This window comes from Flavivirga aquatica (assembly GCF_001747085.1).
GTDB lineage: Bacteria > Bacteroidota > Bacteroidia > Flavobacteriales > Flavobacteriaceae > Algibacter_C > Algibacter_C aquatica.
The window spans coordinates 165737-190680 of sequence record NZ_MDJD01000054.1 but is presented as its reverse complement, the minus strand read 5'-3'; the positions used below and the strand labels follow the sequence as shown (position 1 = coordinate 190680).

Annotated in this window: 22 protein-coding genes; 13 read left to right on the top strand and 9 right to left on the bottom strand. The window is 31.4% G+C overall.

Going from position 1 to position 24944, the window contains the following annotated elements:
- Positions 1-593: 593 nt before the first annotated feature.
- The 9 genes from A8C32_RS15200 to A8C32_RS15165 all read left to right on the top strand — a co-directional run bounded on the left by A8C32_RS15200 (position 594) and on the right by A8C32_RS15165 (position 13097).
- Entirely contained in the window at positions 594-1829 is a 1236-nt protein-coding gene (locus tag A8C32_RS15200; RefSeq protein WP_069831270.1) for a T9SS type A sorting domain-containing protein, read from the top strand.
- Positions 1830-2180: 351 nt separating this feature from the next.
- Entirely contained in the window at positions 2181-3686 is a 1506-nt protein-coding gene (locus A8C32_RS15195; protein ID WP_069831269.1) for a pyridoxal phosphate-dependent decarboxylase family protein, read from the top strand.
- Between the two features lie 2 nt (positions 3687-3688).
- Positions 3689-5020, top strand: a complete 1332-nt coding sequence (locus A8C32_RS15190) for a lysine N(6)-hydroxylase/L-ornithine N(5)-oxygenase family protein (protein ID WP_069831268.1) — start codon at positions 3689-3691, stop codon at positions 5018-5020.
- The gene (locus A8C32_RS15185; protein ID WP_240491765.1) at positions 5017-6198 is read left to right on the top strand and encodes an MFS transporter; all 1182 of its coding nucleotides are present in this window, start codon (positions 5017-5019) and stop codon (positions 6196-6198) included. Before A8C32_RS15190 ends, A8C32_RS15185 begins: the two co-directional genes overlap by 4 nt.
- 10 nt (positions 6199-6208) lie before the next feature.
- Positions 6209-8656: a GNAT family N-acetyltransferase gene (locus tag A8C32_RS15180; RefSeq protein WP_069831267.1), complete on the top strand. Its 2448-nt coding sequence runs from the start codon at positions 6209-6211 to the stop codon at positions 8654-8656.
- Between the two features lie 14 nt (positions 8657-8670).
- Complete coding sequence (locus tag A8C32_RS15175) at positions 8671-11124, top strand: GNAT family N-acetyltransferase (protein ID WP_069831266.1); 2454 nt, start codon at positions 8671-8673, stop codon at positions 11122-11124.
- 25 nt (positions 11125-11149) lie between these two features.
- Positions 11150-12268, top strand: a complete 1119-nt coding sequence (locus A8C32_RS15170) for a heparan-alpha-glucosaminide N-acetyltransferase domain-containing protein (protein WP_069831265.1) — start codon at positions 11150-11152, stop codon at positions 12266-12268.
- Entirely contained in the window at positions 12265-12555 is a 291-nt protein-coding gene (locus tag A8C32_RS21155; RefSeq protein WP_240491764.1) for a Clp protease/crotonase-like domain-containing protein, read from the top strand. The genes A8C32_RS15170 and A8C32_RS21155 overlap by 4 nt, the downstream gene beginning before the upstream one ends.
- Positions 12504-13097, top strand: a complete 594-nt coding sequence (locus tag A8C32_RS15165) for a crotonase/enoyl-CoA hydratase family protein (protein ID WP_240491763.1) — start codon at positions 12504-12506, stop codon at positions 13095-13097. Before A8C32_RS21155 ends, A8C32_RS15165 begins: the two co-directional genes overlap by 52 nt.
- 149 nt (positions 13098-13246) lie before the next feature.
- On the opposite strand, the gene A8C32_RS15160 is transcribed toward A8C32_RS15165, so the two are convergent.
- The gene (locus tag A8C32_RS15160; protein WP_093455667.1) at positions 13247-14269 is read right to left on the bottom strand and encodes a helix-turn-helix domain-containing protein; all 1023 of its coding nucleotides are present in this window, start codon (positions 14267-14269) and stop codon (positions 13247-13249) included.
- Positions 14270-14384: 115 nt separating this feature from the next.
- Here A8C32_RS15160 and A8C32_RS15155 point away from each other — a divergent pair, with 115 nt between their 5' ends.
- The 4 genes from A8C32_RS15155 to A8C32_RS20035 all read left to right on the top strand — a co-directional run bounded on the left by A8C32_RS15155 (position 14385) and on the right by A8C32_RS20035 (position 19660).
- Positions 14385-16760 carry a TonB-dependent receptor gene (locus tag A8C32_RS15155; protein ID WP_069831263.1) on the top strand — a complete coding sequence of 792 codons (2376 nt, stop codon included), beginning with the start codon at positions 14385-14387 and terminating at the stop codon, positions 16758-16760.
- Positions 16761-16788: 28 nt separating this feature from the next.
- Positions 16789-18060 carry a DUF4374 domain-containing protein gene (locus A8C32_RS15150; protein ID WP_069831262.1) on the top strand — a complete coding sequence of 424 codons (1272 nt, stop codon included), beginning with the start codon at positions 16789-16791 and terminating at the stop codon, positions 18058-18060.
- A gap of 82 nt (positions 18061-18142) precedes the next feature.
- Positions 18143-19312: a PepSY-associated TM helix domain-containing protein gene (locus A8C32_RS15145; RefSeq protein WP_069831261.1), complete on the top strand. Its 1170-nt coding sequence runs from the start codon at positions 18143-18145 to the stop codon at positions 19310-19312.
- 111 nt (positions 19313-19423) lie between these two features.
- Positions 19424-19660 (top strand): transposase, encoded by a 237-nt coding sequence (locus A8C32_RS20035; RefSeq protein WP_083253377.1) that lies wholly within the window; start codon positions 19424-19426, stop codon positions 19658-19660.
- Between the two features lie 223 nt (positions 19661-19883).
- On the opposite strand, the gene A8C32_RS15140 is transcribed toward A8C32_RS20035, so the two are convergent.
- The 8 genes from A8C32_RS15140 to A8C32_RS15105 all read right to left on the bottom strand — a co-directional run bounded on the left by A8C32_RS15140 (position 19884) and on the right by A8C32_RS15105 (position 24798).
- Entirely contained in the window at positions 19884-21431 is a 1548-nt protein-coding gene (locus A8C32_RS15140; RefSeq protein ID WP_069831260.1) for a Do family serine endopeptidase, read from the bottom strand.
- Positions 21432-21504: 73 nt separating this feature from the next.
- Positions 21505-21873: a hypothetical protein gene (locus tag A8C32_RS15135; RefSeq protein ID WP_069831259.1), complete on the bottom strand. Its 369-nt coding sequence runs from the start codon at positions 21871-21873 to the stop codon at positions 21505-21507.
- A gap of 40 nt (positions 21874-21913) precedes the next feature.
- Positions 21914-22408, bottom strand: a complete 495-nt coding sequence (locus A8C32_RS15130) for a hypothetical protein (protein ID WP_069831258.1) — start codon at positions 22406-22408, stop codon at positions 21914-21916.
- A gap of 81 nt (positions 22409-22489) precedes the next feature.
- Positions 22490-22714 carry a YodC family protein gene (locus tag A8C32_RS15125; protein ID WP_069831257.1) on the bottom strand — a complete coding sequence of 75 codons (225 nt, stop codon included), beginning with the start codon at positions 22712-22714 and terminating at the stop codon, positions 22490-22492.
- Between the two features lie 324 nt (positions 22715-23038).
- Positions 23039-23260, bottom strand: a complete 222-nt coding sequence (locus A8C32_RS21290) for a YfdX family protein (RefSeq protein ID WP_069831256.1) — start codon at positions 23258-23260, stop codon at positions 23039-23041.
- On the bottom strand, positions 23257-23757 hold the full coding sequence (locus A8C32_RS21285) for a YfdX family protein (protein ID WP_083253375.1): 501 nt from the start codon (positions 23755-23757) through the stop codon (positions 23257-23259). Before A8C32_RS21285 ends, A8C32_RS21290 begins: the two co-directional genes overlap by 4 nt.
- A gap of 43 nt (positions 23758-23800) precedes the next feature.
- Positions 23801-24229, bottom strand: coding sequence for an Hsp20/alpha crystallin family protein (locus A8C32_RS15110; protein ID WP_069831254.1), 429 nt, complete (start codon positions 24227-24229; stop codon positions 23801-23803).
- 92 nt (positions 24230-24321) lie between these two features.
- Positions 24322-24798 carry an Hsp20/alpha crystallin family protein gene (locus A8C32_RS15105; protein ID WP_069831253.1) on the bottom strand — a complete coding sequence of 159 codons (477 nt, stop codon included), beginning with the start codon at positions 24796-24798 and terminating at the stop codon, positions 24322-24324.
- Between the last annotated feature and the right edge of the window lie 146 nt (positions 24799-24944).

Sequence of the window (24944 nt, the reverse complement as noted above, 5' to 3'; positions counted from 1 at the left end):
TTTAGATTTGACATAAATATATATAAAAAACAGGAAGTTTTTATGTGTAAGTTAAATGAAACTTTATAAATAACGTAAACTTGAATATTTATTTATGGAGTAGTTGAACTTATTTTAAAATTCTGAAAAAAAAATATATAATATCATTCTTTTATGGCTCTTGTCTTTTTAACTTAATTGATTTTAAAGAGTATAGTTTTTATGTTTTCAGAATAATACACTTAATTTTAAATATCTGTGGTTTTTAGTAAAGTATATTAATTTATTATTCTTTTTTATGAATTTATTGTGGGGAATGTTAAGATGGATTTTAAAATATTTAGAATATAAACTTCTTGATAACTAAATAGTATAATTAATCTTTTTTCTTACAAAAAATATTGATTATTAGATGGTTAGGATTAATATGTGCGTTTTTGTGAAAATTTCATTAATAATGTAATGTGTTGATTATCAATAATTTAATATATACTTATATTATTTTTCTTCAAAGCATGTATTACTTTTGTTTATATATTAATTGTAATTCGTAATTTAATTAAAATTTTGACCCTATTTAAACTATTAATTAAGACAAAAAAACAACTAAACTTATGAATGAAATAAGAAAACAAGCAATGGTATTTTTACTATTGCTTTTAATAGTAGTACAAGGATTTTCACAGGCTGTTAATAGACCTAATGGAAGACCGTCTGGGGAAGCTTGGCAATCAATGGCTAATTTTACAGATGAATTTAATAGAAAAGGAAGAGGAGCTGGTGGTATATGGCAAAAAAAACCAGATCAAGCAGCAGTTTGGAAATGGGATAATGGCAATAACATAAGTTATAATGGATCTGCTACAGCAATTAGTACAGTACATAAAAAAAATGGTTTTAATGCTAGAATTCCTAATAGTTGTGCTGGAACACAAGAGCCAGGTAAACTTTACTTTCGCTCTGGAATGCTAAAAAGTAAAGGAGTTATAAGTGTAGCCGATGTAAAAAGAGGAATTTTTCTAGAAGGAAGAATTAAAGGTGTTACAAGATTCCCTGGTTTTAGTCCTGCGCTATGGTTATTTAGCGATCCTAAAAAAAACAATTTGGTTGGAGGAGTGGCGTATAACGAAGTAGATGTTGTAGAGCTTACTCAAGGAAACAGTAATAAAAATGAAACGCAACATAGTGTGCATTCTAAACGAAAGGTAGGCGGTAAATTAAAATTTGTTAGACCTTCTAATAATCCTACTTACAAAAAAAAATCTTCTGTTTCTAATGCTGCTAATTTTAATACTTACGGTGTTTATATAGATAGTGCTAGCATTATATGGTATGTTAATGGTAGAGAAGTTGCAAGAAGAGTGAATGATTTTTTTAAGCAAAAGCCTTATCATGTTGCTTTGTCTTTAGGTTTACGTAAACCTTTTGTAGCACAAAGAGTATGTCCTGCAAGTAGCACAAGACCCTCAGATAATACTAAAATAGCAAAAAAACCTGCTGGTTCTGCAACTATTCCTAATCAAGTTATGATGGTGGATTGGGTACGTACTTGGAAAAAAGTATCTAAATCATCAAAACAAGTTGCGATTGATGATAATTTAAAAGAAGAAGTTAATGATAATTTAGAAGTAAAGTCATTTCCAAACCCTGTTAATGATGAGTTGAGTTTTGATTTAGGAATAGATGAAAATGTTGAAGTTTCTATTTTCGATTTGACAGGAAAACGAGTTTATAATGCTACCTTTTTTAATGGAAATATAAACATAAAAGGATTAAAATTACATGGATTACATATCTTAAAAGCTAAGAGTGCATTGGATACATATAATGCGAAAATAATTTTCAACTAAATTTTTAATATTTTTCAGAGTGTTCTGAAAATTAAATAAAATAGGGTTCAAAATAACTTAAGAAGATCGTTTGAAAAGACGGTCTTCTTTTTGTGAAAGATTTTATCTTTTAATATTCGATACAAAATACGTAAGAAAAGAATAGGGAAATTAATTCATATATAAAATGTACTGTTATAAAGTTATATATTATAGTAGCAAAAGGGGAAACGATACCTTAACCTGAGGAATAAGATGTTATTAAAATAAGAATTGATTTACTCCACGTCTTTTTTTATCCAACATACGTCATGAATCTGTTTTAGTTTAATTCTAAATTCGCAAAACTTATTTAGATTAAATAAAAATAATATGCTCCTAAACACAGAAAATCGCTTAGTTACAGATAAGCAAATCAATCAGTTTTTTTCTCCAGAATCTAAGTACACATACGAAGAATACATTCAAAAAACAGTGCATTATGTTACTAATTTTTTGAATAATGAAAATTTTTATAGTGGAGAGTCTCCTAGTAATCTTAGGTCGAAGACAAACTTAATAACAGCAAATTCTAATAGCACACTATCTATTGATGATACTTTAAAAGAAATCAAGGAATTATATCTAGATCATGCCATAGGTTTTCACCATCCAAATTATGTAGCACACCTTAATTGTCCTGTATTATTACCAGCAGTAGTGGGAGATATAATAGCATCTTCTGTAAACACAGCCATCGAAACATGGGATCAAAGCACATCTGCGACATTAATTGAACAAGAAATAATCCAATGGATATGTTCAAAAATGGGATTACCTACTATTTCTGATGGTGTATTTACAAGCGGTGGTACACAATCTAATTTTATGGCTTTGTTAATAGCAAGAGATCATTATGCTTTTAAACATTTTGGATTGAATTTAAAAGAGAATGGGTGGTCTAGTGTTGTTTCTAAATTTCGTTTCTTCTGCTCGGAAAAAGCACATTTTAGTATTAAGAAAAATGCAGCGCTATTAGGTATGGGGTATAACGCTGTAATCCCTGTAGAGACAGATGATAAAATGAAAATAAATCCCAATGCATTAGTATTGGCTATCGAAAAAGAAAAACAACTAGGCAACATCCCCATTGCTATAGTAGCAACAGCAGGAACAACAGATTTTGGAAGTTTCGATCCGCTTGAAACGATAGCTAAAATTACTAATGAATATGATATGTGGTTTCATGTAGATGGTGCTTATGGCGGAAGTTATATACTAACAGAAACCCATCAAGAACATTTAAAAGGTATAGAATTAGCAGATTCTATTACGATCGATTTCCATAAAACCATGTTCCAACCCGTATGTTCTAGTGCCTTTTTGGTAAGGGATACAAAATATTTTAAATACATCTCTTACTACGCAGATTACCTAAATCCTTTGGAACATAGAGATGAGGACTGTCCAAATTTAATTGAAAAATCAATACAAACCACGCGTAGGTTCGATGCTTTAAAACTTTGGTTTACATTAAAAATGACAGGAGATAAGGCAATAGGTTCTTTTCTTGAAAAAGTGCATTATTTAGCTTTAGACTTATACCATAGTATTAAAGACGACCCTTATTTTGAAATCGCTCACAAACCAGAATTAAGTACACTAGTTTTTAGATATAAAGGACAAGGCATTCAAGAAGAAGTTCTTCATGATACCATTAACCTATACGTTAAAAATACCCTTTTTAATTCAGGTCAAGCTTCAGTAGCCAGTACAAAATTAAATGGAAAAGTGTACTTGAAATTTACATTATTAAACCCTAAAAGTACTATAGATGATTTATTAAATATCATCCAAATGATTAAAGATACAGGTCGTAATTATAAAAATAAGAATTAAAAATGGATACAAACACAAATAATATACTTGACTTTATAGCGATAGGAGTGGGGCCAATGAATTTAGGATTAGCCTGTTTAACAGAATCTATAAGCACACTAAATGGCATTTTTTTAGATAAAAAAGAAAAATTTAATTGGCATCCAGGAATGTTGTTAGAAGATACAACGCTTCAAATTCCATTTATGGCAGATTTGGTAACACTTGCAGATCCAACAAATCCATTCAGTTTTTTAAATTATATAAAAGAACAAGGGCGAATATATTCTTTTTATATCCGAGAAAACTTTTTGTTACTTCGAAACGAATACAATCAATATTGCCAATGGGCTATACAAAAACTATCCAACGTTCATTTTCAAACAGAGGTAACGAAAATCACTTATAATGAAGATGAAAAGAATTATACAGTGTTATCTAAATGTACAAAAACAAATGAAGATAAAATTTATAAAACAAAAAAGTTAATACTAGGTACAGGTACACAACCTTTTATACCTAACTGTTGTAAGTTTTTAAAGGATGAAGCCATTCATTCATCGTCATATATGTCCCAAAAATCAGCATTACAAGAAAAAAAATCAATTACAGTTTTAGGAAGCGGGCAAAGTGCCGCCGAAATTTTTTACGACCTTTTGCAAGGCATAGACCAAGGTTACGAGCTTAACTGGGTTACACGTTCTCCAAGATTTTTTCCTCTAGAGTATTCCAAACTTACTTTAGAAATGACTTCTCCAGAATATGTAGATTACTTTTACAATTTACCTTCAGCAAAAAGAGACGATTTAATCAAAAATCAAAAACATTTGTATAAAGGAATCAATCAGGATTTAATTGCTAACATTTATGATTTAATATACACAAAGCAAGTAACAAATAAAGTTTCAATTAACCTTCGAACAAATTCAGAATTAAAACATGCCACTTACGATGCTGCTTTAAAAAGTTTCTATCTTAAAATACACCAGAATGAACAAGATAAGTATTATCAACATAAAACAGAAGCCTTAGTATTAGCTACAGGTTACGAGTATCAAGAACCTAAATTTATAGAAGGTATTAAAGATAGAATTCGTAGAGATGAAAAAGGAAGATATAATGTACACCGTAACTATGCTATCGACCATATAGGAACAGATATTTTTGTACAAAATGCAGAATTACACACACATGGATTTGTGACACCAGATTTAGGGATGGCATGTTACAGAAACTCATTTATTATTAAAGAATTAACAGGTGTAGACCATTACCCTATAGAAAAGCGAATTGCATTCCAACAATTTAATGTAACCGAAGAAGAAGAGATTAAAATGCATGAACCTGTGTTATGAAAAAACGTTTAATCCTAATGACTTTGGTGGCTGTAGTAAGCGATTATTTGTTGCATCCTTTTTATCCTCAATTTTTTGAAGTTCGCTTTGGAGTTAGTAATCCGGTATATGTTGGATATTACTTTGCAGCAATATGCTTTATGGTAATGTTAGCTTTTCCATTTTGGGCCTATGTATCAAAAAAAGTAGCAGAGCTTAATATTTTGGTATACACACAATGTATAGCAGGTATGTTGGCGCTTTGTTGTTTTTGGACAACATCGTACATCAATTTTTGGATTATTTCTCTAGTCATGGTTTTATTTAAAGGAAGCTACCTGTTAGTATATCCTTATATTTTAAAAATCATCACAAAAAAAGAACATCCAGACACCATTGGGGTATTATCCGTTGTGGTGCATTTGGGAGGTATATTAGGAGCCGTTATAGGTGGGTTAACCGTAGACTTAATTGATGCTAGTTATATTTTTTTAATCATGGCAGCAGGCGATTTCATTCAAATGGGAATGAGTGCTTATTTGCTAAAAAGTAAAAAATATACGGTTTCAAAAATAGAAGAAACACCAGCTAGCCCCATAAATAAAGATATTATTCCAAAAGGGTTTATCCTTAAAATAGGACTGGTAACCATGATCCTTTATTTCAGTGATTTTTTAATTCGTCCATTTTTTGCAACATACTGGGAAAGTATTTCTATTTATAATTCTAAACTTATCTCAGGAACCATGTATGCAATTCCTGGTTTTGTGGCATTAGTCGCTTTATGGATAAATACTAAAAAGAAAATAGATAATACACGTTTTCAAGGTATTATTCCAGCCTTATTATTAGGGATAATTGGTTTGTCTTTACAAGCACTTCCTTTTGAAAGTATCATTATTATAGGTAGAATAATTTATGGTTGGGCTATTTTTCAAGGCGTAGTAAAATTTGATGTTTTATTATTTGAATTAAGCCACCCAGAATCCTATGCTTTAGACTATAGTAAAGTACACTTTTTTCAGAATTTAGGAGTATTACTATCCTCACTTACTGTTGGATTAATAGTAGAAAATAAAGGGTTACAAATACCTTTTATAGTAGCCTTGGTAGGTTTTGTAATCACTTTAGTGTGTTACTATTTAATTTTCAAAATACAATTAAAAGTTAAGTCTCCAAAAGGCATGATAAAAACATAATTATATCTGGATGAAACAGAACAAAGACAATATAAAATACATTAATAATTATTTATTTAATAAATCTTTTAAAGATTTTGGAGAGATCCAGATACGTCATTATAGAATAACTCAAGATAGTGAAACATTACACCAATGGGTAAATATGGAATATGCTGCTTTTTGGGGTATGCAAGGTTACACATTACCGCAAGTGGAACAGGAGTATGCTAAACTTATGCAACCAGACCATTACGATGTTTTTGTAGGCGTATACAAAGAGCAAACCGTTTTCGTATTAGAAAAATACAATCCCCAAGAAGATATTATAGGGGATTTATACTCGAATAAACAAGACGATTGTGGTATTCATATTATAGTAGCGCCGCCCACTATAAGAATTCCAAATTTTACGTGGTACTTATTCAATACCATTATGGATTTTATATTTCAAGATAAAACCATTAATCGCATTTTAGTAGAACCCGATATTAGAAATAAAAAAATGTTTGCGCTATGCCAGCGTATAGGGTTTCGATTAGATAAAATAGTAGAACTACCTCATAAAACAGCTCAATTGGCTTTTTTAACCAGAACCCATTTTCAAAAATTAACATCAATACCCCAAATAAATAAAAGAAGCGCTATGAATACTTTAGACAACGCTGTATCTCCCCAACAATCTGTGAGTCATTTACAATCTAAAATCTGGGTTAAAGCAAATACTTTATTAGTAAAAAAAGCAATTTGTGAATTTAGCCATGAACTTCTTATAAAACCAAAAGTATTACAGCAATTAGATAAAGGTTGGAATCATTATCAAATTCAAACAGATCATAGTGATATTCACTATCAATTTAATGCGAAACCATTAGCTATGAATCATTTTTGGATTGAAACAACATCAATTAAAAAGAGTGAAGCAGGGCAACCAAAAGCATTAGATGCTGTGCTATTTATAAAAGAGTTTAAAACACAATTAGCAATTAGTGATAAGCACATGCCAGTTTATCTAGAGGAAATTATTAGCACATTATATGGTAGTGCTTTTAAATTAACAAAAGGAAACCCAAGGTCTAAAGCACTGGTTAATGCAGATTTTCAAACCATAGAACAATCTATGACCGAAGGTCACCCAGGGTTTGTAGCCAATAATGGGCGAATAGGGTTTGATAGTAGTGATTATAGAACTTATGCTCCAGAAAGCGGAAATTCTTTCTCGCTACTTTGGTTGGCAGGACATAAAAGTAGAGCGGTATATGCAGCGACCGAAGATTTGCCATATGCCAAATTGATGGAACAAGAGTTAGATACAGAAACCATAACATCCTTTAATACCATTATAAAAGATAAAGGTTTAAACCCCAACGATTACTTTTTTATTCCCATGCATCCTTGGCAATGGTTTAACAAATTAGCGAACATATTTTCTCCAGAGATTGCCATGGGAAATTTAATTTGTTTGGGTTATGGACCAGATCAATACCTAGCGCAACAATCTGTGCGAACATTATTTAATAGTACAAACCCCCATAAATTTTACACAAAAACAGCACTTTCTATTTTAAATATGGGCTTTATGCGTGGACTTCCTTTGTACTATTTAGGAACAGCCCCAAAAATGGCAGTTTGGTTAGAGCAACTATTGTATAACGATCCATATATTCAAGAAACAGGCTTTAAAATGTTAGGAGAAATAGCATCGGTAAGTTATGTGAATCCGTATTTTGAAGAATTTGGAACACATAATGACTATAACAAAATGCTGGCATCTTTATGGAGAGAAAGCCCAGTAACAGCAATAGAGGAAGGGCAACAACTCATGACAATGGCAGCATTCCTACATATAGACGATCAAGGAGATGCCTTATTACCTAAAATTATTGAAGCATCTGGATTATCCATAGAAGTCTGGTTATGTAAGTATTTAAAAGCCTATTTAAGTCCATTATTACATTGTTTCTATCATTTCGATTTGGTATTTATGCCTCATGGAGAAAATCTTATTATGGTACTCGATAACCATATACCAGTAAACACTTTATTAAAAGATATAACAGAAGAAGCATGTATTTTAAATCCAGAAATGGAATTACCAGAACATTTAAAACGTATGTATGCACCAGTACCAGAAGATGTTAAGTTACTATCCATATTTACAGATATTTTTGATGGTTTCTTTAGGTTTATGTCTCATATTTTAGAAGAACATGCTAGTTTTCCTGAAACAAAATTTTGGAGAACAGTTGCAGAGAATATTCAAGATTACCAAGAGCGTTATCCAGAAAAAGAAACAAAATTTAAACAGTACGATCTATTTGCTTCAGATTTTCATTTGTCGTGTTTAAATAGGCTTCAGCTTAATAATCATAAACAAATGATAGATTTAGACGATCCCGTTGCATTACTTCAGTTTGCAGGAAAATTGCAAAACCCAATTGCCATTTTTAGAAAAGATTTAATAGAAGTTATTTCTTAAATGTATTAAAGATTATGATAGAAAGTAATATAGAAATAAAGAATACTGTTTTTTCAAATCCTATAGATAATTTTGGAACTATTCATTTGCGATATTTAGATTTCAAATTAGATATTGAAACCATACATAATTGGGTAACTCAACCATATGCATCGTATTGGGGAATGTTAGATAAAACATTAGAAGAGGTACAGTTTGAATATGAAAAATTGGTTTCTAGAAAAGATTATGATGTTTTTATAGGTATTTATAAAGGCGAATCTGTTTTCTTAATGGAAAAATATAAAGCCTCATCAGATAGAATCTCGCAATATTATAATGCTAAACCAACAGATTATGGTATGCATATTTTAGTAGCACCGCCAGAGCGAAAAATATCTGGATTCACTTGGCAGATATTTACAACTGTTTTAGAGTATTTTTTCAATAGGGAAGAGGTAGATAGAATAGTGGTAGAACCAGATGTTAGAAACGATAAAATCCATAAACTCAATAAAAAAGCAGGGTTTCAATACCAAAAAGAGATTCAATTACCCGAAAAAAAGGCCTTTTTAGCATTTTGTGAACACAAGGACTATGTTGAAGCTAAAAAACGGAAACATTTAGAATTAAAACCAATTATAAAGGAAATCGTAGATACGCCAACTAAAGCCTCTGTAGCATATTTATCTCCAAAAGTTTGGGAAAAAGTAAATAAAACTTTAGTACGAAAAGCGATTAGTGAATTTAGTCATGAATTGGTTTTAAAACCTGAAACAATAAAGAGTAATAGCGAATACGAGACTTATCGTTTAGTTTCAGATGTTTCTGAAATTACTTATGAATTTAATGCTAAAAAACGATTTTTAGAGCATTGGGATATTGATGAAAACACCATCGTTAAAAAACATCAAGAGAATAATGTAACTATAGATGCTATTCAATTTATAATTGAATTTAGGGATACATTAGGTATACCAGAGCATTTACTGGCGGTGTATTTAGAAGAGGTTTCAAGCACATTGTCAAGTGCAGCTTACAAATATTCTAACCAAGAATTTTCATCTCAAGAATTAGTAAACTGTTCTTTTCAGATTATCGAACATGCCATGAGTGAAGGGCATCCATGTTTTGTAGCCAACAATGGAAGAATTGGGTTTAATAATGAAGAGTATATTAAATATGCTCCAGAAACCAATCAATCTTTCAAAATATATTGGTTAGCAGGGCACAAAAGCAAAGCAACATTTACTGCTATTAAAACATTACAATACAACTCTTTAATGCAAAAAGAGCTTGGAACGCAAGTTATTTCAAAATTTAATACAAAGTTAGAGGCTTTAGGTTTAGATACAGCATCTTATGTGTTTATACCCGTACACCCTTGGCAATGGAACAATAAAATAGTACAAATATTTGCAACAGATATTGCAAATAAAAACCTTGTTTTTTTAGGAGAAAGTACCGATTTATATTCGGCACAGCAATCCATTAGGACGCTATATAATAAAAGTAACCCTGAAAAAATGTATACCAAAACAGCCTTATCTATTTTAAATATGGGCTTTATGAGAGGGCTTTCACCATATTATATGCAAAGTACTCCCCATATTACCGCTTGGATTAGTGAATTACTAGAAAAAGACGCCTACTTAAAGCAAATAGGGTTTGCTATGCTTGGAGAAGTCGCTACAGTAGGGTTTCAAAATACCAATTATGAAGTATTAGGAAAAACTAATGCACATAATAAAATGTTATCTGCTTTATGGAGAGAAAGTCCACATTCTAAAATAAAAGAAGGTGAGCAATTAATGACGATGGCTGCTTTTCTTCATATTGATAAAGATGAAAATGCCTTAGTTTCAGAGTTAATTAAAGCCTCACCTTACAATACATCTACTTGGGTAGAAAAGTATTTGCAAGCCTATTTAAGCCCACTATTACATTGTTTCTATAATTATGGCTTTGTGTTTATGCCGCATGGCGAAAACATAATTATGGTTATGGAAGATAATACGCCTATAAACATACTAATGAAGGATATTACCGAAGAGGTTATTGTTTTTAATCCAGAATTAGACTTACCAGAAAAAGTAAAACGTTTGTATGTAGAAACCTCTGATGATATGAAAGTGTTAACCATATTTACAGATGTATTTGACTGCTTTTTTAGGTTCCTAGGTTCCATTTTAATGAATCACCTTAACTATCCAGAAGATCATTTTTGGGAACAAGTAGCACGGTGTATTCATAATTATCAATTAGAACATCCAAATTTACAAGCAAACTTTGATAGATATAACCTTTTTACTCCAGAATTTGATCGCTGTTGCCTTAATAGATTGCAGCTTAAGAATACAAAGCAAATGCTAGATCTTGCAGATCCTATGGAGAGTTTGATTTTTAAAGGCACCTTGCAAAACCCTATTTCAAAATTTAAAAAGATTGATAAGCGTAAATATCAGTCTGAAATTATTGAACACCATTAGTCATAACCATTAAAAAAAACAGAACATGTCATCAATAAACTCAAAAAGAATTTTGGCCATAGACTTTGCTAGAGGCGTAAGCGTATTAATGGTTATTATAGTACATACTTTATGGATATACGGAGATATTACTACGCAATCTAAAACGTGGTTAGGATCAACCATTCATTTTATAGGCAAAGGAACTCCTATGTTTTTAATTGCTATGGGAGTATCTTTTATACTATCTAGAAATCAAAGTATTAAGTTGTCAATAAAAAGAGCTTTCTATATTTTAGGTATAGGCTATTTTATGAATTTTCTAAAATTTGTATTTCCAGTTTTAATAGGCATAGTTCCAGATAATTTTATAGAAGCTTATGGTTGGACAAAACCAGTAACTTTAAATAATATGATTTATATGCTAGGTACAGGAGATATTCTTCAGCTAGCAGGGTTTTCTTTATTATTTATGGGATTTATTAATAAACTATCTAAAAATAAGTATGTTCCATTAATTATTGCTTTATGTATTGTTTTAATAACCAAAGAAGTGCATGGTTTTCAATTAGGAATTACAGGAGTTGATTATTTAACAGACATTTTATGGGGATCTGGGTGGCATGTTTATTTTGCTGTATTCCCATGGTTTTCTTTTATTCTTATAGGTATGTTCTTTGGTATGTGGTATAAAGAGCGAAGTAGAAGTGAAAACTATTTATTTAATAGAATGCTAATCGCAGGAATAGGTTTAATGTTAATAGGAGGGGGGCTCTGTTATTCTAATTTTGAATATCATTTTGGAGACTATTTTCATCTAGGACCAGGAGGCGCATTGTATTTAGCAGGGTTTAATCTGGTATTAATGCGATTTGCTTACTTTTTAGTTACCAGAGTAAAAGAAAATAACATCTTTAAGTTCTTTTATTATTGTAGTAAACGTGTCACGACAATTTATGTAATACAATGGGTAATAATATGCTGGGGAATGGGCGTATTAGGATACCAAGAGTTTGGTGTTATTGGTGTACTGTTGTTAATTCCATTTTATATACTATTAACTATAGGAATTCAAAAGTTTGTATTGGACAGAATGTTGTTTCCTAAAAGAACTAAAAAGCAAACAAGTACAACAAATAAGAATACAAAAAGAGTGGTGGTATGAGAGCATTTAATTATATTTCTGTAACGTACGATAAGGATAGAGAGCTTTTACTTTGGAAAATAAAAGATAGAGGAATGCCCAATTTTTTCTTGAGTATACTTAAGGAATTTCGAGAATTTTCAATCTGGGTAAAAGAGTATTTTTCTATCCCAGATCGTCCTTTAAAGTTTATTGTTTCGGGTTCTGAACATTTAGGAGTTTATAACATGGGAGGCGATTTACCATATTTCTTGAATTGTATAAAAACCAATCAAAAAGAAAAATTAAAAACCTTCAACTTTGTATAGAAGCTATTTACGACATGTACAGCGCATTTGGGTTACCTGTTATAAGCATAGCATTGGTAGAAGGAAATGCTTATGGTGGCGGATTTGAATGTACCTTGGCACATGATTTTATTATAGTAGATGAAGACGTGAAATTTGGACTGCCAGAAAATAAGTTTAACCTATTTCCTGGTATGGGGGCACACAGCTTATTAATCCGAAAAATTAATGTGGTAGAAGCAGATGTTTTAATTAGAAGTAGAAAAACTTATACAGCGAGATATTTAGAATCTTTAGGTTTGGTAGATGAGGTTGTAGAAAAAGACAAATCTTTATTGGCATTATATAAATTTGTTGATAAACTTAAAGAGCAATTTAATTTTGAATATCACCATATTCAATGTAAAAAAGCAGTAAATCCATTAACCAAAGAAGAGCTATTAAAAATAACTAATGTTTGGGTAGATGCCTGTATGAAAGTGAGTTTATTTGATCTTCGTAAAATGGAAATTTTGGCAAATGCACAGTCTAGAAAAGCTAAAGGAATACCCATTAGAGTATAAAATAGCACCAATTTTTATAGAAGAGATTCATTTTATTAACTAGGAGTAAAAAAACGTCAAGCGAACTAAAAATAAGTCTTAGGTCTAGGTTTTAATAGTAAAGCGATCTAGATTCTATTTTTATCATCTACTAAACTCAAAAATAAAGACTATATTTTTTCATAGCTTTTAGTATTTCTGTATATTTTTGGCGTTAATCCTTCTATTTTTTTGAATGCGGCAGTAAAGTGTGTGGCATTTTTGTAGCCAACTAATTCAGAGATTTCATAAATAGGTTTATTACTATGATGTAGTAATTGTTTCGCTTTTTTCATACGTAATTCGGTAGCATATTCAAAGATGGTTTTATCAAACACTCTTTTAAATTCTTTTTTTAATAAAAAATCATTTAATCCTATTTGTCGTGCTAATTGTTGTATAGAATATTGAATAGTAAGGTCTGAGGAGATTAAATGTTGCGTCTTATATAACTTTTTTACCAAGTTATCTGTTTGATTTGTAGTTTCTTGTTTACTTGATGATTTAGTATCTAATTTTAAAGTAATTAATTCTAGGGTTTTAGATTCTAGGAATAATCGTTTTAATAATCCCTTTTTTTTATCGATTATAATTTCAGAAAGAATATCTTGAGTTTTAATACATAAAGGTAAAGGTTTAATAATATCATTTCGCAAACCATGTACAGCGTATTTATTTAAAATATCATAAGCTTCATGAAGTCGGTGCTTTTTAATAAAAGACATATCCATTCTAATTTTTACTTCTTTTAAACGTTTACGTTTATGATAATTTATGGAACCTATAGCGTTAGATACATAAACAAGGTAACTTTCTTGACTTTCGTATACAAAATCTTTAGAGATGCCGTCAATCTTAATAATTTGTTCACCTTCAATAAGAAAGGAGAGTTCAAGGAAATCTTTAGTAAGATGCCCCTGAGCACCAAAATCTTTTTTTAGTAAAACATCGAATATATTTATATATAATCCATCAAAATGATGAAACTCATAATAACCAGTACCATATTGCTCTAAACATTTAAATTTTTTTGTAGATATGCCGCATGCTTTTTGTGTGCTTATTAATTGAAAAATAGAACGTAATGTACATCCATTTTTTTGTTTCTCACCTTCAATTTCATTTGACGCTTTTTCTCGTCTTTTTTTATCCATAATACGTCATTTTTCTCTTTCGGTAGCTAGTAATTTTGCTTTATTCTTATTTAGATCAAATATAAATAATATTGTAGTCTCTAACTAAGATTATGTAAGAAAATTGTAATTACTTGTGATAATTTTATTAAAAAAATGGAGTAGCTTACTTCTGTATTTTGTTGTACTATCTAGTGTAGCACAAACCTATATTAAAGGAGTCGTTTTGGATAAAAATTCGAACCCCATTGTAGATGCTTCAATTCGAGTGATAGAGCTTGAAAATGTTGGAAGTACCACCAATTTCGATGGAGAATTTAATATTCAGTTACCTAAAGGTTCTTATACCTTAGAAACACGCTTTATTGGTTTCAAAAAAAGTATTAATAAGGTTATTATAAAAGATTCTAAAATAATACAACTTACTATTGTTTTAAAAGAAGATATAGAAGCATTAAAACAGGTTACTATAACAAAGAAAACAGAGGGGAGGAAGACTAGAGAAAAAGCTTTTGAAGTAGAAGTTATTCAAACCAAAGACTTAAAAAATATAAGCGTCGATATAAACTCTATTTTAACAACAATACCAGGTGTAAATGTGCGCCAACGTGGTGGTTTAGGATCGGCTTTCGATTTTTCACTTAATGGGCTTTCTGGAAAACAAGTCAAGTTCTTTATTGATGGTATCCCATTAGAAAATTTTGGAAGTTCTTTAACGCTTAACAATTTCCCTGCAACCTTAATAGAACGTGCAGAAATATACAAAGGTGTTGTGCCTATATATTTAGGAGCAGATGCCTTGGGAGGAGCTGTAAATATTATAACTAGTAAACGAAAAAATGACTTTATAGACGTGTCTTACGATATTGGTTCTTTTAATACGCATAGAACAACTTTAAATGGTCAATACTACGGTAAAAAAGGATTTGTATTACAATTAGCATCATTTTACAACTATTCAGATAATGACTATACCATTGACGATATAGTAGTAAGGGATGAACTAGGTAACGATACAGGAATTAGAAGAGACCATGTAAAAAGATTTCATGATGCATATAATTCGCAAATGGTGAGTGTAAAAACAGGTCTGGTAGACAAAACATATGCAGATCGTTTTATGATTGGAATTACAGCTTCAGCTAATAAAAATGAAATTCAACATCCTATAGATCCTCAAAACCCATTTGGAGAAGTGTTTACTAAAAATAAGATTATTTCGGGATCTGTAGACTTTGAAAAAAATAATTTATTTAAAGAAAAACTTAGATTAAAAATTTATGGCTCCATAACTCGAAATATAGAAAAAGTAGTAGATACGTCTTCCAGAAAATATGATTGGTTTGGTAATTTTATAGAGAGAGGAGACAAGACATTAGGAGAATTTGAAGCAAATAAAACACGATTCGAATTTAAAGATAACATGCATTTAATTACAGGATTAGTAAGTTATGTTATTAACGATAAGAATGCATTAAACCTAAGTTATACCAAAAACTATATAAAAAGGCAGGGAGAAGACCCTGAGAGAATAGGGCGAATTGCTTTTAAAGATCCTCATATTGTTAATAAAAATATATTTGGACTTTCTTATGATGCAAATTTATTAGATGCTAAATGGAATACTTCAATATTTACTAAAGGATATCTTTTAAATTCCAAAGGTGTTATAGAAGATCTTTTTACAAACGTGGAAGCAGATCGATTTACACACTTTAAAAATACCTTTAAAGAGCTAGGGTATGGATTAGCAACAACGTATAAGTTTTCGAATGGTTTTCAGGTAAAAGGATCGTTTGAAAGTACTTTTAGAATTCCAGAGGGTTATGAGGTTTTTGGAGATGGTTTTTTGCTTAAATCTAACCCAGAATTACTTCCAGAGAAAAGTTATAATGCCAACTTGGGCATCCTTTTTAATTCAGATATCAATGATTTTAAAATTCAAGCCGATACAAATATTTTCTTAAGAGCATCAGAAAACTTTATAGCCATTAAATCTGAAGGAATTTTTTCAAGATACTTCAACACAGCTAATGCAAGAAGCACAGGTGTAGAAGGGGAGGTAAGGACACTCTATAAAAACACATTCTTTTTAGATGTTAATGCCACCTATCAAAATATTATTGATCGTAATGCAGGAGAAAATGCAGGTGTCAGGTTTTTAAAGAATCAGCGTATAGCCAATATTCCATATCTGTTTGGTAACCTAAGTATAGGAAGTAAATTCAAAAATGTAATCACAAATAACGATCGGTTTAATATGTCTTGGAGTATCTACTATGTTCATGACTATCCGCTAACCTCTTTTGTAGAGGGCGCAGCAAATGAAAGAGCTATTATACCCGAGCAATTTTCTCATAATTTACAAGTGGGATATTCTTTTCATAACGGTAAATACAATCTATCTGTATTGGCAAAAAATATAACGGATGCTAAAATTTTTGACAATTTTGAAATTCAACAACCAGGAAGAGCCTTTTACGTAAAATTAAGATACTACGTGTCAAACTAAAAAAAATCTAATATTAAAATTATATAAAATGAAAACAATACAAACAATTAAAAATATAATATTGCTAATAGCAATTTCTATAGTTACTTTTTCATGTAGCAGCGATGACGATTCAGGAGCTAATGGTTCTGGTTCAAAGGGAGCTAAATATGTAGTAGGGTTTGAAGCTTTTCCAGTTGGTCAAGCCGCTCCTGTAGATTATATCTTGGAATTACCTTCGTTACAATCGCTTACTACAGGTGAAATTTCGGTAGAAGGACAAGGTGTACCATTAAAAGGGTGGAGGTTCTTTCATAATGTAGGAAACACGGTTTTTACAGCAGGATATTCAGACGATGATAAATGTATTGCTTATGGATTAAATGAAAATGGCGAATTGGCTGAAAAGGCAAATTTTGAATTTCAATCTACTTTAGATAACTATGCTGCTATAGATGATAAAACATTACTTGCTGTGGAATTAACATATGGAGGTCTTTCAGATAAACGATTTCATATTGTAAATGCAGAAACAGGGGTACTTGAAAGAATTGTAGAACATCCTATAGATATTGATAAGGGGAGTGGTACTGCTGCAGATCCTGGATCTATCCCTTGGGTAACAGGAATGGTACTTAGAGACGGGAAGTTATTTGTGTCTTATCATAAATGGTTGGCAGATGGATCGTATGTAACTCCAGATGTAGACAGAGCTTATGTTGCTGTATTTAAATATCCAGAATTCGAATTAGAAAAAATTATTGAAGATTCTAGAACCAGTCCAATAGGCGTGAATGGTCATAGCACTGGAATAGAGAAAACAGAAAACGGAGATATTTACTCCTTTTCTACATCTGCATTGAGTGCCGGTTTTACAGCAGCAACAAAACCATCCGGAATTTTAAGAATTAAAAATGATGAAACAGAGTTTGACCCAAGTTATTTCTTCGATATAGAAGCTGCAACCAACGGAGGGAAATTATTTTGGATGGATTATATAGGTAATGGAAAGGCAATTGCTAGAATTATTATAGATGATACAAATGGAGCAGGAGATTGGGGGGCTTTCTTTAAAAAAGATGTCTTTAAAATGGTTGTAATAGATTTAGTAAACAAAACCGTAACAGATGTAGCAGGAGTACCAACTCATGGGCACCGTTATACATCACCAATGTTTGTAGAAGGCGGTAAAGCATATATTAGTAGCTCTACAGATACAGAAACTCATATTTATATTGTAGATCCGGAAACAGCTACAGCAACCAAAGGCGCAAAAGTTCTAGGATTAGGATTAAAAGGAATATTTAAAGTAAGTCAATAATTTAAATCCATAAATATGCACGCCTATAGTTTAGGTGTGCATATTTTAAAATTTAGGAGGAGTTCTTATATAAACCTAATAAATGACAAGTAAAAAAAAGAATAGCAGACGTAAAACAATTTTGCAGCTTCATAAAATATTAGGACTATCTACAGGTATCGTCCTTTTTATTGTTTCAATTACAGGCTGTTTATGGGTTTTTAAAGAAGAAGTTGAAAGTTTTTATGATGATTATAAGTATGTTACGCCTAAAGAGGAAGATGTTATTTCGGCTTCAGTTGTAAAAAGCATAGCAGAAGCTGTTATACCTAATAAAACAATTCATGGTGTTATATATGGAAAGCCTCATGAAGCTATAGAGGTAGTTTTTTATGAAGCTGAGCCAGAAGTGTTTTACCAAAGTGTCTTTTTAGATCCTTATTCGGGAGAATTTATAAAAAAGACAGATAACGATTCTGGTTTTTTTGCATTTATATTAAAAGGACATTTGCGATTATGGCTTCCAGATGCTATTGGTTCTAGAATAGTATCATATTCTATTTTATTATTTCTAATAATCTTAATTAGTGGTCTTTTTCTATGGTGGCCAAAAAATAAAAAAAATTGGAAACAGCGGTTAAAATTTGATTGGAATACAAAAACACGCTGGAAACGAAAAAACTTTGATTTACATACTGTTACTGGATTTTATATTGCTTCTTTCGGATTAATTTTAGCATTTACAGGATGCGTAATGGCTTTCAACTGGTTTTATTTTATAGCTTATAAAGCTACTGGAGGAGATAAAGCACCGCAATTCATAATCCCAAAAAGTGCTCCTCAATATGTAAGTCAAGCGTATGATACACCTATCTACGATAAACTCATCCCCAAGCTTTATACAACCTATGAGCATGCCAAAAGTTTTGAATTGCACTATCCAGAAAATGATTCGACTTCTGTTCTAGTAGAAGTAAGTAATTCTAAAGGACTTTATTATGATATGGATTATCTTTTTTTCGATCAGCATACTCTAGAAGAAATAGAAACAACAAGTATTTATGGGAAATATAAACATGCAAAGTTTGCAGATAAAGTAATACGTATGAATTATGATATCCATATTGGTGCCATTGGAGGTATTGCGGGTAAAATTATAGCCTTTTTGGTTGGTCTTATTTGTGCTTCGTTACCAGTGAGTGGTATTTTACTTTGGTATGGTAGAGCTTATAAGAAGCAAGTTAAGGTTGTTGCGGGAAAAGTGAGGGGTTAGTAAACAGTATTTAATCTAAAGAATTCCTCTCAGCTTGCTGCGTGGTTTAGCTGAAAAGTTTGAACAACGGAGAGTTTTTCAAAACACTTTGAAAAAGTGTATATTCGATTTATGAGTGATCATATTCACAAACGACATAATAAGAGTTTATTATTGTATCATATAGTATGTCCAATAAAGTATAGGCGTTCTGTTTTGACAGAACATGTAAATTCTAGTATGATTTTGATATGTTCAGAGATAGAAATACGGTATGACATTTATTTTATAGATGTAGGTTTAGATGATAATCACGTTTATTTTTTAGTTCAAAGTGTTCCCATGTATTCTCCAAAACAAATACCATAGAGCAATAAATAGAACATCTTTTTACCATGAAGAACCTTTGTGTAATAATCGACTTTAGTGGTTAATAATAATTTAGATAAAACCGCTTCTGGAATAATATCTAATAATTGATTTACTGTAATTTTATGATCTTGTCAAAAACAAAAAAAGTCGGAAGATTTTTTCTTCCGACCATGACTGGCGTATAAAGCCCTTTTTTTTGATTAAACCAATAAATAGAGAACTATGAGTTAAGTCCAAAAGCGTAATAATATTTACCTGGCATATCTTCATAGACACCCTCTAACATCACTCCTCCTTCTTTATCTTCTATGGCTTTCATGACATCTTCAATATCTTTTACTTTTCTTCCATCGATGTGTGTGATAATAAAGCCATCTCGCATTTGGGTTTGTCGGCGTAATTTACCAGCATAAAGCTCTGTTACTTTTACGCCACCATCGATATTCAATTTTTTAGCCACATCTTTATCGAGGTTCTCTAGTTCTGCACCCAACATATTCAATACTTCATTATGCTCTTTCTTCTTAAGTTTAGTGCTTCCTTTTTTATTTTCAAGCACGACATTTATCTCTTTTTGTTTACCGTCACGGATAACAGTTACAGTTACTTTATCTCCGGGTCTTTTTTCAGCAATGATTCCTTGTAACATAGGTGAGGTCAAGACTTTTTTATCATCTATACTTAAAATGATATCTCCATCTTTAATACCTGCTTTGTCTGCTGCACTGTCTTCTGCTGCTTTTTCTACATAGACACCTTGGGTTAATTCAATATCTTTTTCTTTTGCCAGGTGCCCATCCATTGTACGTATGGTTACTCCTAACATTCCACGTTGTACGGCTCCGTATTTCAGCAAATCTTCAACCACCTTACTGGCAATATTACTTGGTACCGCAAAACCATAACCACTATACGAACCTGTATTACTTGCAATAGCCGTATTGATACCTATTAAATTTCCGTTGAGATTAACCAAAGCACCACCACTGTTGCCTGGGTTAATGGCCGCATCGGTCTGGATAAAACTTTCTACTGCAAACTTATCTTTGTTGATATTGATATTTCTTGCTTTTGCACTTACAATACCTGCGGTAACGGTAGAGTTAAGACTAAACGGATTACCGACTGCCAAAACCCATTCACCAACTCTTACATCATCAGAATTCACCATAGGCAAAACGGTTAAATTTTTAGCTTTAATTTGTAATAATGCTAAATCTGTAGAAGGGTCTGTACCAACGACAGTTGCCTTGTAAGTTCCGTTATTGTGCAAAGTAACCTCAATCTCATCTGCATTGTCTATAACATGATTGTTAGTTAGGATGTATCCCTTCTCGTTTATTACCACTCCGGAACCTGTTCCTATAACAGGTATTGCTTCTGGCTCTATATTTTCAGATTCGTCGTCATTAGCTCCGCCCCGTGGTTGTCTATAATCATATCGTCTTTGAAAGAAATTACCAAATGGATCTTCTTTAAAAAACTCACGAAATGGGTCTGGTATGCTTCTATATTGTTGCGCTCCGTTGGGTATCATTTTTTTTGAACTGATATGTACTACGGCATCCAACACCTTATCTGTAGTTTTAGTGAAATCTAAAGGAGTAATTTCACCATCTGCATTAGCTGCATAAAGGACTTTATGTCCATTGGTAGCAGTAACGTGTTTGATTTCAACTGTATTTGTTTCGAAATATTCATATCCTCCTATAACACCAACACTTATGATAAGTGACAATAGTGCTGAAATTAAAACTGTCTTTTTCATGATTGTACTTTTTATTAAATGAATCTATATTCTATTTTGTTATTACTATTTTTAGTTTATTGAGAGCTTACAGCTAGATTATTTGGAGCTCCCCAGATGATAAGGCCTTCTCTAAGTTTGCTATAACAGAAGGATGGCTTCCAAAAAACCTTCCGCCATCAGCCCTTTTAATTCGTACTAGCCGAGTGCCATTTTTTTTATCTTCGACCCCAACTATAACGACCTTAGTTCCCGGAATTCTTTTGTAATCGATTATGCCACCTCTCTTAATAATAAAGTTGGAGCGGGGAAAATCTATATAATTATATATTCTTGCTTCAGGATGCCCAATTTTCATTATAACACCAACCTGAATTTTTTGCTTTGGTAAGTATTTGTTTTCCTGAGAATTGCTCTGCGTAATGCCAATTAAAAATAAGATGGCCAAAATCAAATTTTTCATAACTATATGTTTTATGGTTAAACTTTGCTTAATTTCTTACTTATTGCAGACTGTCCTTTTCCTTGCCTACAAAATCGGAATGATATTTTTCTAAAAACTCCTTCTGTCTTGCTACCATTTGTTTTCTCATCCAATTAATATCCATAAAGTCTTTGCCAAAATCACTTTTGAAAAAATCATCAGTAAAAAATCGCCTGCTAAAAAGAGAGTCTTGGGCAAAGACATCGTCAAATCCCTTATCTTCAAAATGAGAAAAGTGATTATGAAATGTTGACTTAAAGGATTTTAATAAACTATCCTTGTCAAAAGACGTCAAGTTATTCCATTTTTTATCCGAAGACCAAGAATAAATACTGTCGTATCTAATGAGGTTTCCTTCCTCGTCAAATTCTTTATCTACCTTCCAAGAGCCTTTTGGTGCTTCTGCAATTTTCTCTTGCTTTTCTTCAGTATTGTCCTTTTTGGTCTCATTTTTTTGACTATTACAGCTTATGCTCAATAGCCCCAGCATTAAAAGTAAAAGAGTCTTTTTCATTGTTTTTAATTTTTAATTATTCTCTTTCTATAAAATTTAGACTTTATATATCTCGCCAAAAACATTCTTTACGCAAACCACTTACGTGTTTTTGGCTTTTTCTACTTGTTTTATCAATCTATCTTGATGAAACACTTCAGACCTGCGCTCACCATTCTTGTACCACACACATTCCAGATAAGTATCATTGTTCACAAAACCAAAAATTGGTTCTTTTTTTGAAATGTATTTTAGAACTTCCATTTTTGGTCTAACATCATTTCTTTTTATTTTTACCCAATCTCCTGGTATAAATTTCTTAGCCATAACGAATTGATATTAAATTATTTTTTTTAATGATGTGAGTAGTGAAATAGAGCTGCTACTCGCATCATTCCATGAAACCAAAATCAAATACCAAGTGTTATGATATTTTCTCCTTCAACGTTTTTAACTTTGCTCTCAAACGCTTAATAAGCCCTTTTTCATTGGTGTTGGAGTTGTCCATCATTTGTTTTTTCACGTCTTTAATAGCACTATACAACTCTTTATACTCTTTATTTTTTTACCATAACCAAGGGTTTCGGCAAAGTTGATTTCATAATCGGCATTTTCTAATAATAATTTTACATCTTCTTTTTTGAAATCATCTTAGTTTACCAATGTTTCCACTTCTTCAAGCATACGTTCGGCACGAAGAATAGGTAAGGGTACAATTTTTTCTTCGGTCACAATTGTATTTAAAGTGGCATTAAGCAATATACCAGCCTCTTGATATTTTTCCTCTTTAGTAAGTACAAGTGCCGCTTTTAGTGCATCAGGATATGTACCTATTGGTAATCTATATTCCTTTGTTTTTAGCTCACTTTTCAAGCCTTGCAGCAATATTCTCTAGCTACTTGTATTTTACGGTCTTCCAAAGCTTCTTCTGCAGCTTTGGATATCGTTTTGATAGCAGATATATCAGTAACCAAATCATTTGTTTCTATACTAAAATCTAAAGGCGTTAATGTTAATTTTGGGTTTAATGCAGTCAAAGTTTCTGCTTTACCTATGCCTAGTTCTATATATGCTTTTGCATCAGCAAAGTTATTATCGGCAATTGCTTTGCGGGCTTCTTTAGTCGCTTCTATGACTTTTGTAGCATCAACCATTAAGTCATCATTTGCTAAGGTTATTAATTCATTTATCTCTTTATCTATATTTTCTTTGAAGTCTGCTTTTTCTAGATAATTTTTTACTGGCTTTATAATAGCTTCTTTCGATATTTTAGTAGACTTTTTATTTATTTTTTTGGCAGTATCATTTGTATTACAAGCAACAAGTAGTACTGTCAACATGCTTGAAAATAAATACTTTAGTGTTTTCATTTTATAAAATTATTTAAAGGTTAAACATGTTATAAATAATACTTTAGTTTACAGTAATTGTTCTTTGCGCTTTCAGGGTATTTTTTTTACCCATTTTAATATCGAGTCGTCCATTTTTCATTTGTGCTACTACTTTTTCTGTATCAGCGTTTACTGGTAACTCAAAAGCTCTATAAAAAGAGTGGTTAACAAATTCTGTTCTAATCCAATTTTTTTCTTTTTTTTCTTTTTGTGCTTGGGATTTTGCTCTTATGGTTAAATAATTACCCCAAATCTCCATTTGAACGTCTTCTTTATCCATACCAGATAAGGCAATGGAAAGTTCAAATGCTTTGTCCTCATCACTAATATTGGCATAAGGAACAGTTACCATTTCTTTATTATTATGATTAGGCAATAGTTTACTCACAAACTGGTCAATAAACGGAGGGAATTTAATTGCCTTACCAATCTCTTTTCCAAAAACTTTCATTTTTCAAAAAAATTAAGGGTTTGACATATTGATTAAGAAGGGGCTGGGGTTTCAGCCCCAACTTCAATCAATCAAAAAAACTAACCAACCAATTACGAAATCTTGATGGTTCTAGCAGGCTTTTGTTTAGCCTCTTCTTTCTTAGGTAAATGAATGCTAAGAATACCATCTTTGTAGCTCGCATCAATCTTACCATCATCTACACTCTCAGGTAAAGTGAAAGTTCTTTTAAACGAAGAATAACCAAACTCTCTGCGAGTATAGTTTTCTTCTTTGTGTTCGTTTTCTTCTTTCATCTCTGTAGAGATAGACAACATTTGATTGTCAAGGTCTAAGTGAAAATCTGATTTCTTAAGACCAGGTACTGCCATATCCACCACGAAAGCATCAGCTGTTTCCTTGATGTTTACTTTTGGCAAGGTAATACCAGTATTAAAGTTTGAAGTAAATACTGATGGTAGATCTGCATTGAAGATATCATCTATCCATCTTGACCAAGTTGGGAAGTTTAAACTTGAATTAACATTTGATAAACCTCCATTTTTAGTGACATTAACTAATGTGCTCATAATTACAAAAATTTAAAAATTAAACATTAAATCATTTTTTGAAATCTTGATTGATTTCGAAATAGCTCTAGGCAAATGAAATGCCAAAATGAAAAAAAAGCCTTTTTAATTAATTTCAGTCAAAATCCACTACTCTAGTTTATTGT

Bases quoted from the DNA above. Each gene is read 5' to 3' on its own strand.
- A8C32_RS15200 (WP_069831270.1), top strand. From the start codon at position 594: ATGAATGAAATAAGAAAACAAGCAATGGTATTTTTACTATTGCTTTTA.
- A8C32_RS15195 (WP_069831269.1), top strand. From the start codon at position 2,181: ATGCTCCTAAACACAGAAAATCGCTTAGTTACAGATAAGCAAATCAAT.
- A8C32_RS15190 (WP_069831268.1), top strand. From the start codon at position 3,689: ATGGATACAAACACAAATAATATACTTGACTTTATAGCGATAGGAGTG.
- A8C32_RS15185 (WP_240491765.1), top strand. From the start codon at position 5,017: ATGAAAAAACGTTTAATCCTAATGACTTTGGTGGCTGTAGTAAGCGAT.
- A8C32_RS15180 (WP_069831267.1), top strand. From the start codon at position 6,209: ATGAAACAGAACAAAGACAATATAAAATACATTAATAATTATTTATTT.
- A8C32_RS15175 (WP_069831266.1), top strand. From the start codon at position 8,671: ATGATAGAAAGTAATATAGAAATAAAGAATACTGTTTTTTCAAATCCT.
- A8C32_RS15170 (WP_069831265.1), top strand. From the start codon at position 11,150: ATGTCATCAATAAACTCAAAAAGAATTTTGGCCATAGACTTTGCTAGA.
- A8C32_RS21155 (WP_240491764.1), top strand. From the start codon at position 12,265: ATGAGAGCATTTAATTATATTTCTGTAACGTACGATAAGGATAGAGAG.
- A8C32_RS15160 (WP_093455667.1), bottom strand. From the start codon at position 14,269: ATGGATAAAAAAAGACGAGAAAAAGCGTCAAATGAAATTGAAGGTGAG.
- A8C32_RS15150 (WP_069831262.1), top strand. From the start codon at position 16,789: ATGAAAACAATACAAACAATTAAAAATATAATATTGCTAATAGCAATT.
- A8C32_RS15145 (WP_069831261.1), top strand. From the start codon at position 18,143: ATGACAAGTAAAAAAAAGAATAGCAGACGTAAAACAATTTTGCAGCTT.
- A8C32_RS20035 (WP_083253377.1), top strand. From the start codon at position 19,424: ATGAGTGATCATATTCACAAACGACATAATAAGAGTTTATTATTGTAT.
- A8C32_RS15140 (WP_069831260.1), bottom strand. From the start codon at position 21,431: ATGAAAAAGACAGTTTTAATTTCAGCACTATTGTCACTTATCATAAGT.
- A8C32_RS15135 (WP_069831259.1), bottom strand. From the start codon at position 21,873: ATGAAAAATTTGATTTTGGCCATCTTATTTTTAATTGGCATTACGCAG.
- A8C32_RS15130 (WP_069831258.1), bottom strand. From the start codon at position 22,408: ATGAAAAAGACTCTTTTACTTTTAATGCTGGGGCTATTGAGCATAAGC.
- A8C32_RS15125 (WP_069831257.1), bottom strand. From the start codon at position 22,714: ATGGCTAAGAAATTTATACCAGGAGATTGGGTAAAAATAAAAAGAAAT.
- A8C32_RS21285 (WP_083253375.1), bottom strand. From the start codon at position 23,757: ATGAAAACACTAAAGTATTTATTTTCAAGCATGTTGACAGTACTACTT.
- A8C32_RS15110 (WP_069831254.1), bottom strand. From the start codon at position 24,229: ATGAAAGTTTTTGGAAAAGAGATTGGTAAGGCAATTAAATTCCCTCCG.
- A8C32_RS15105 (WP_069831253.1), bottom strand. From the start codon at position 24,798: ATGAGCACATTAGTTAATGTCACTAAAAATGGAGGTTTATCAAATGTT.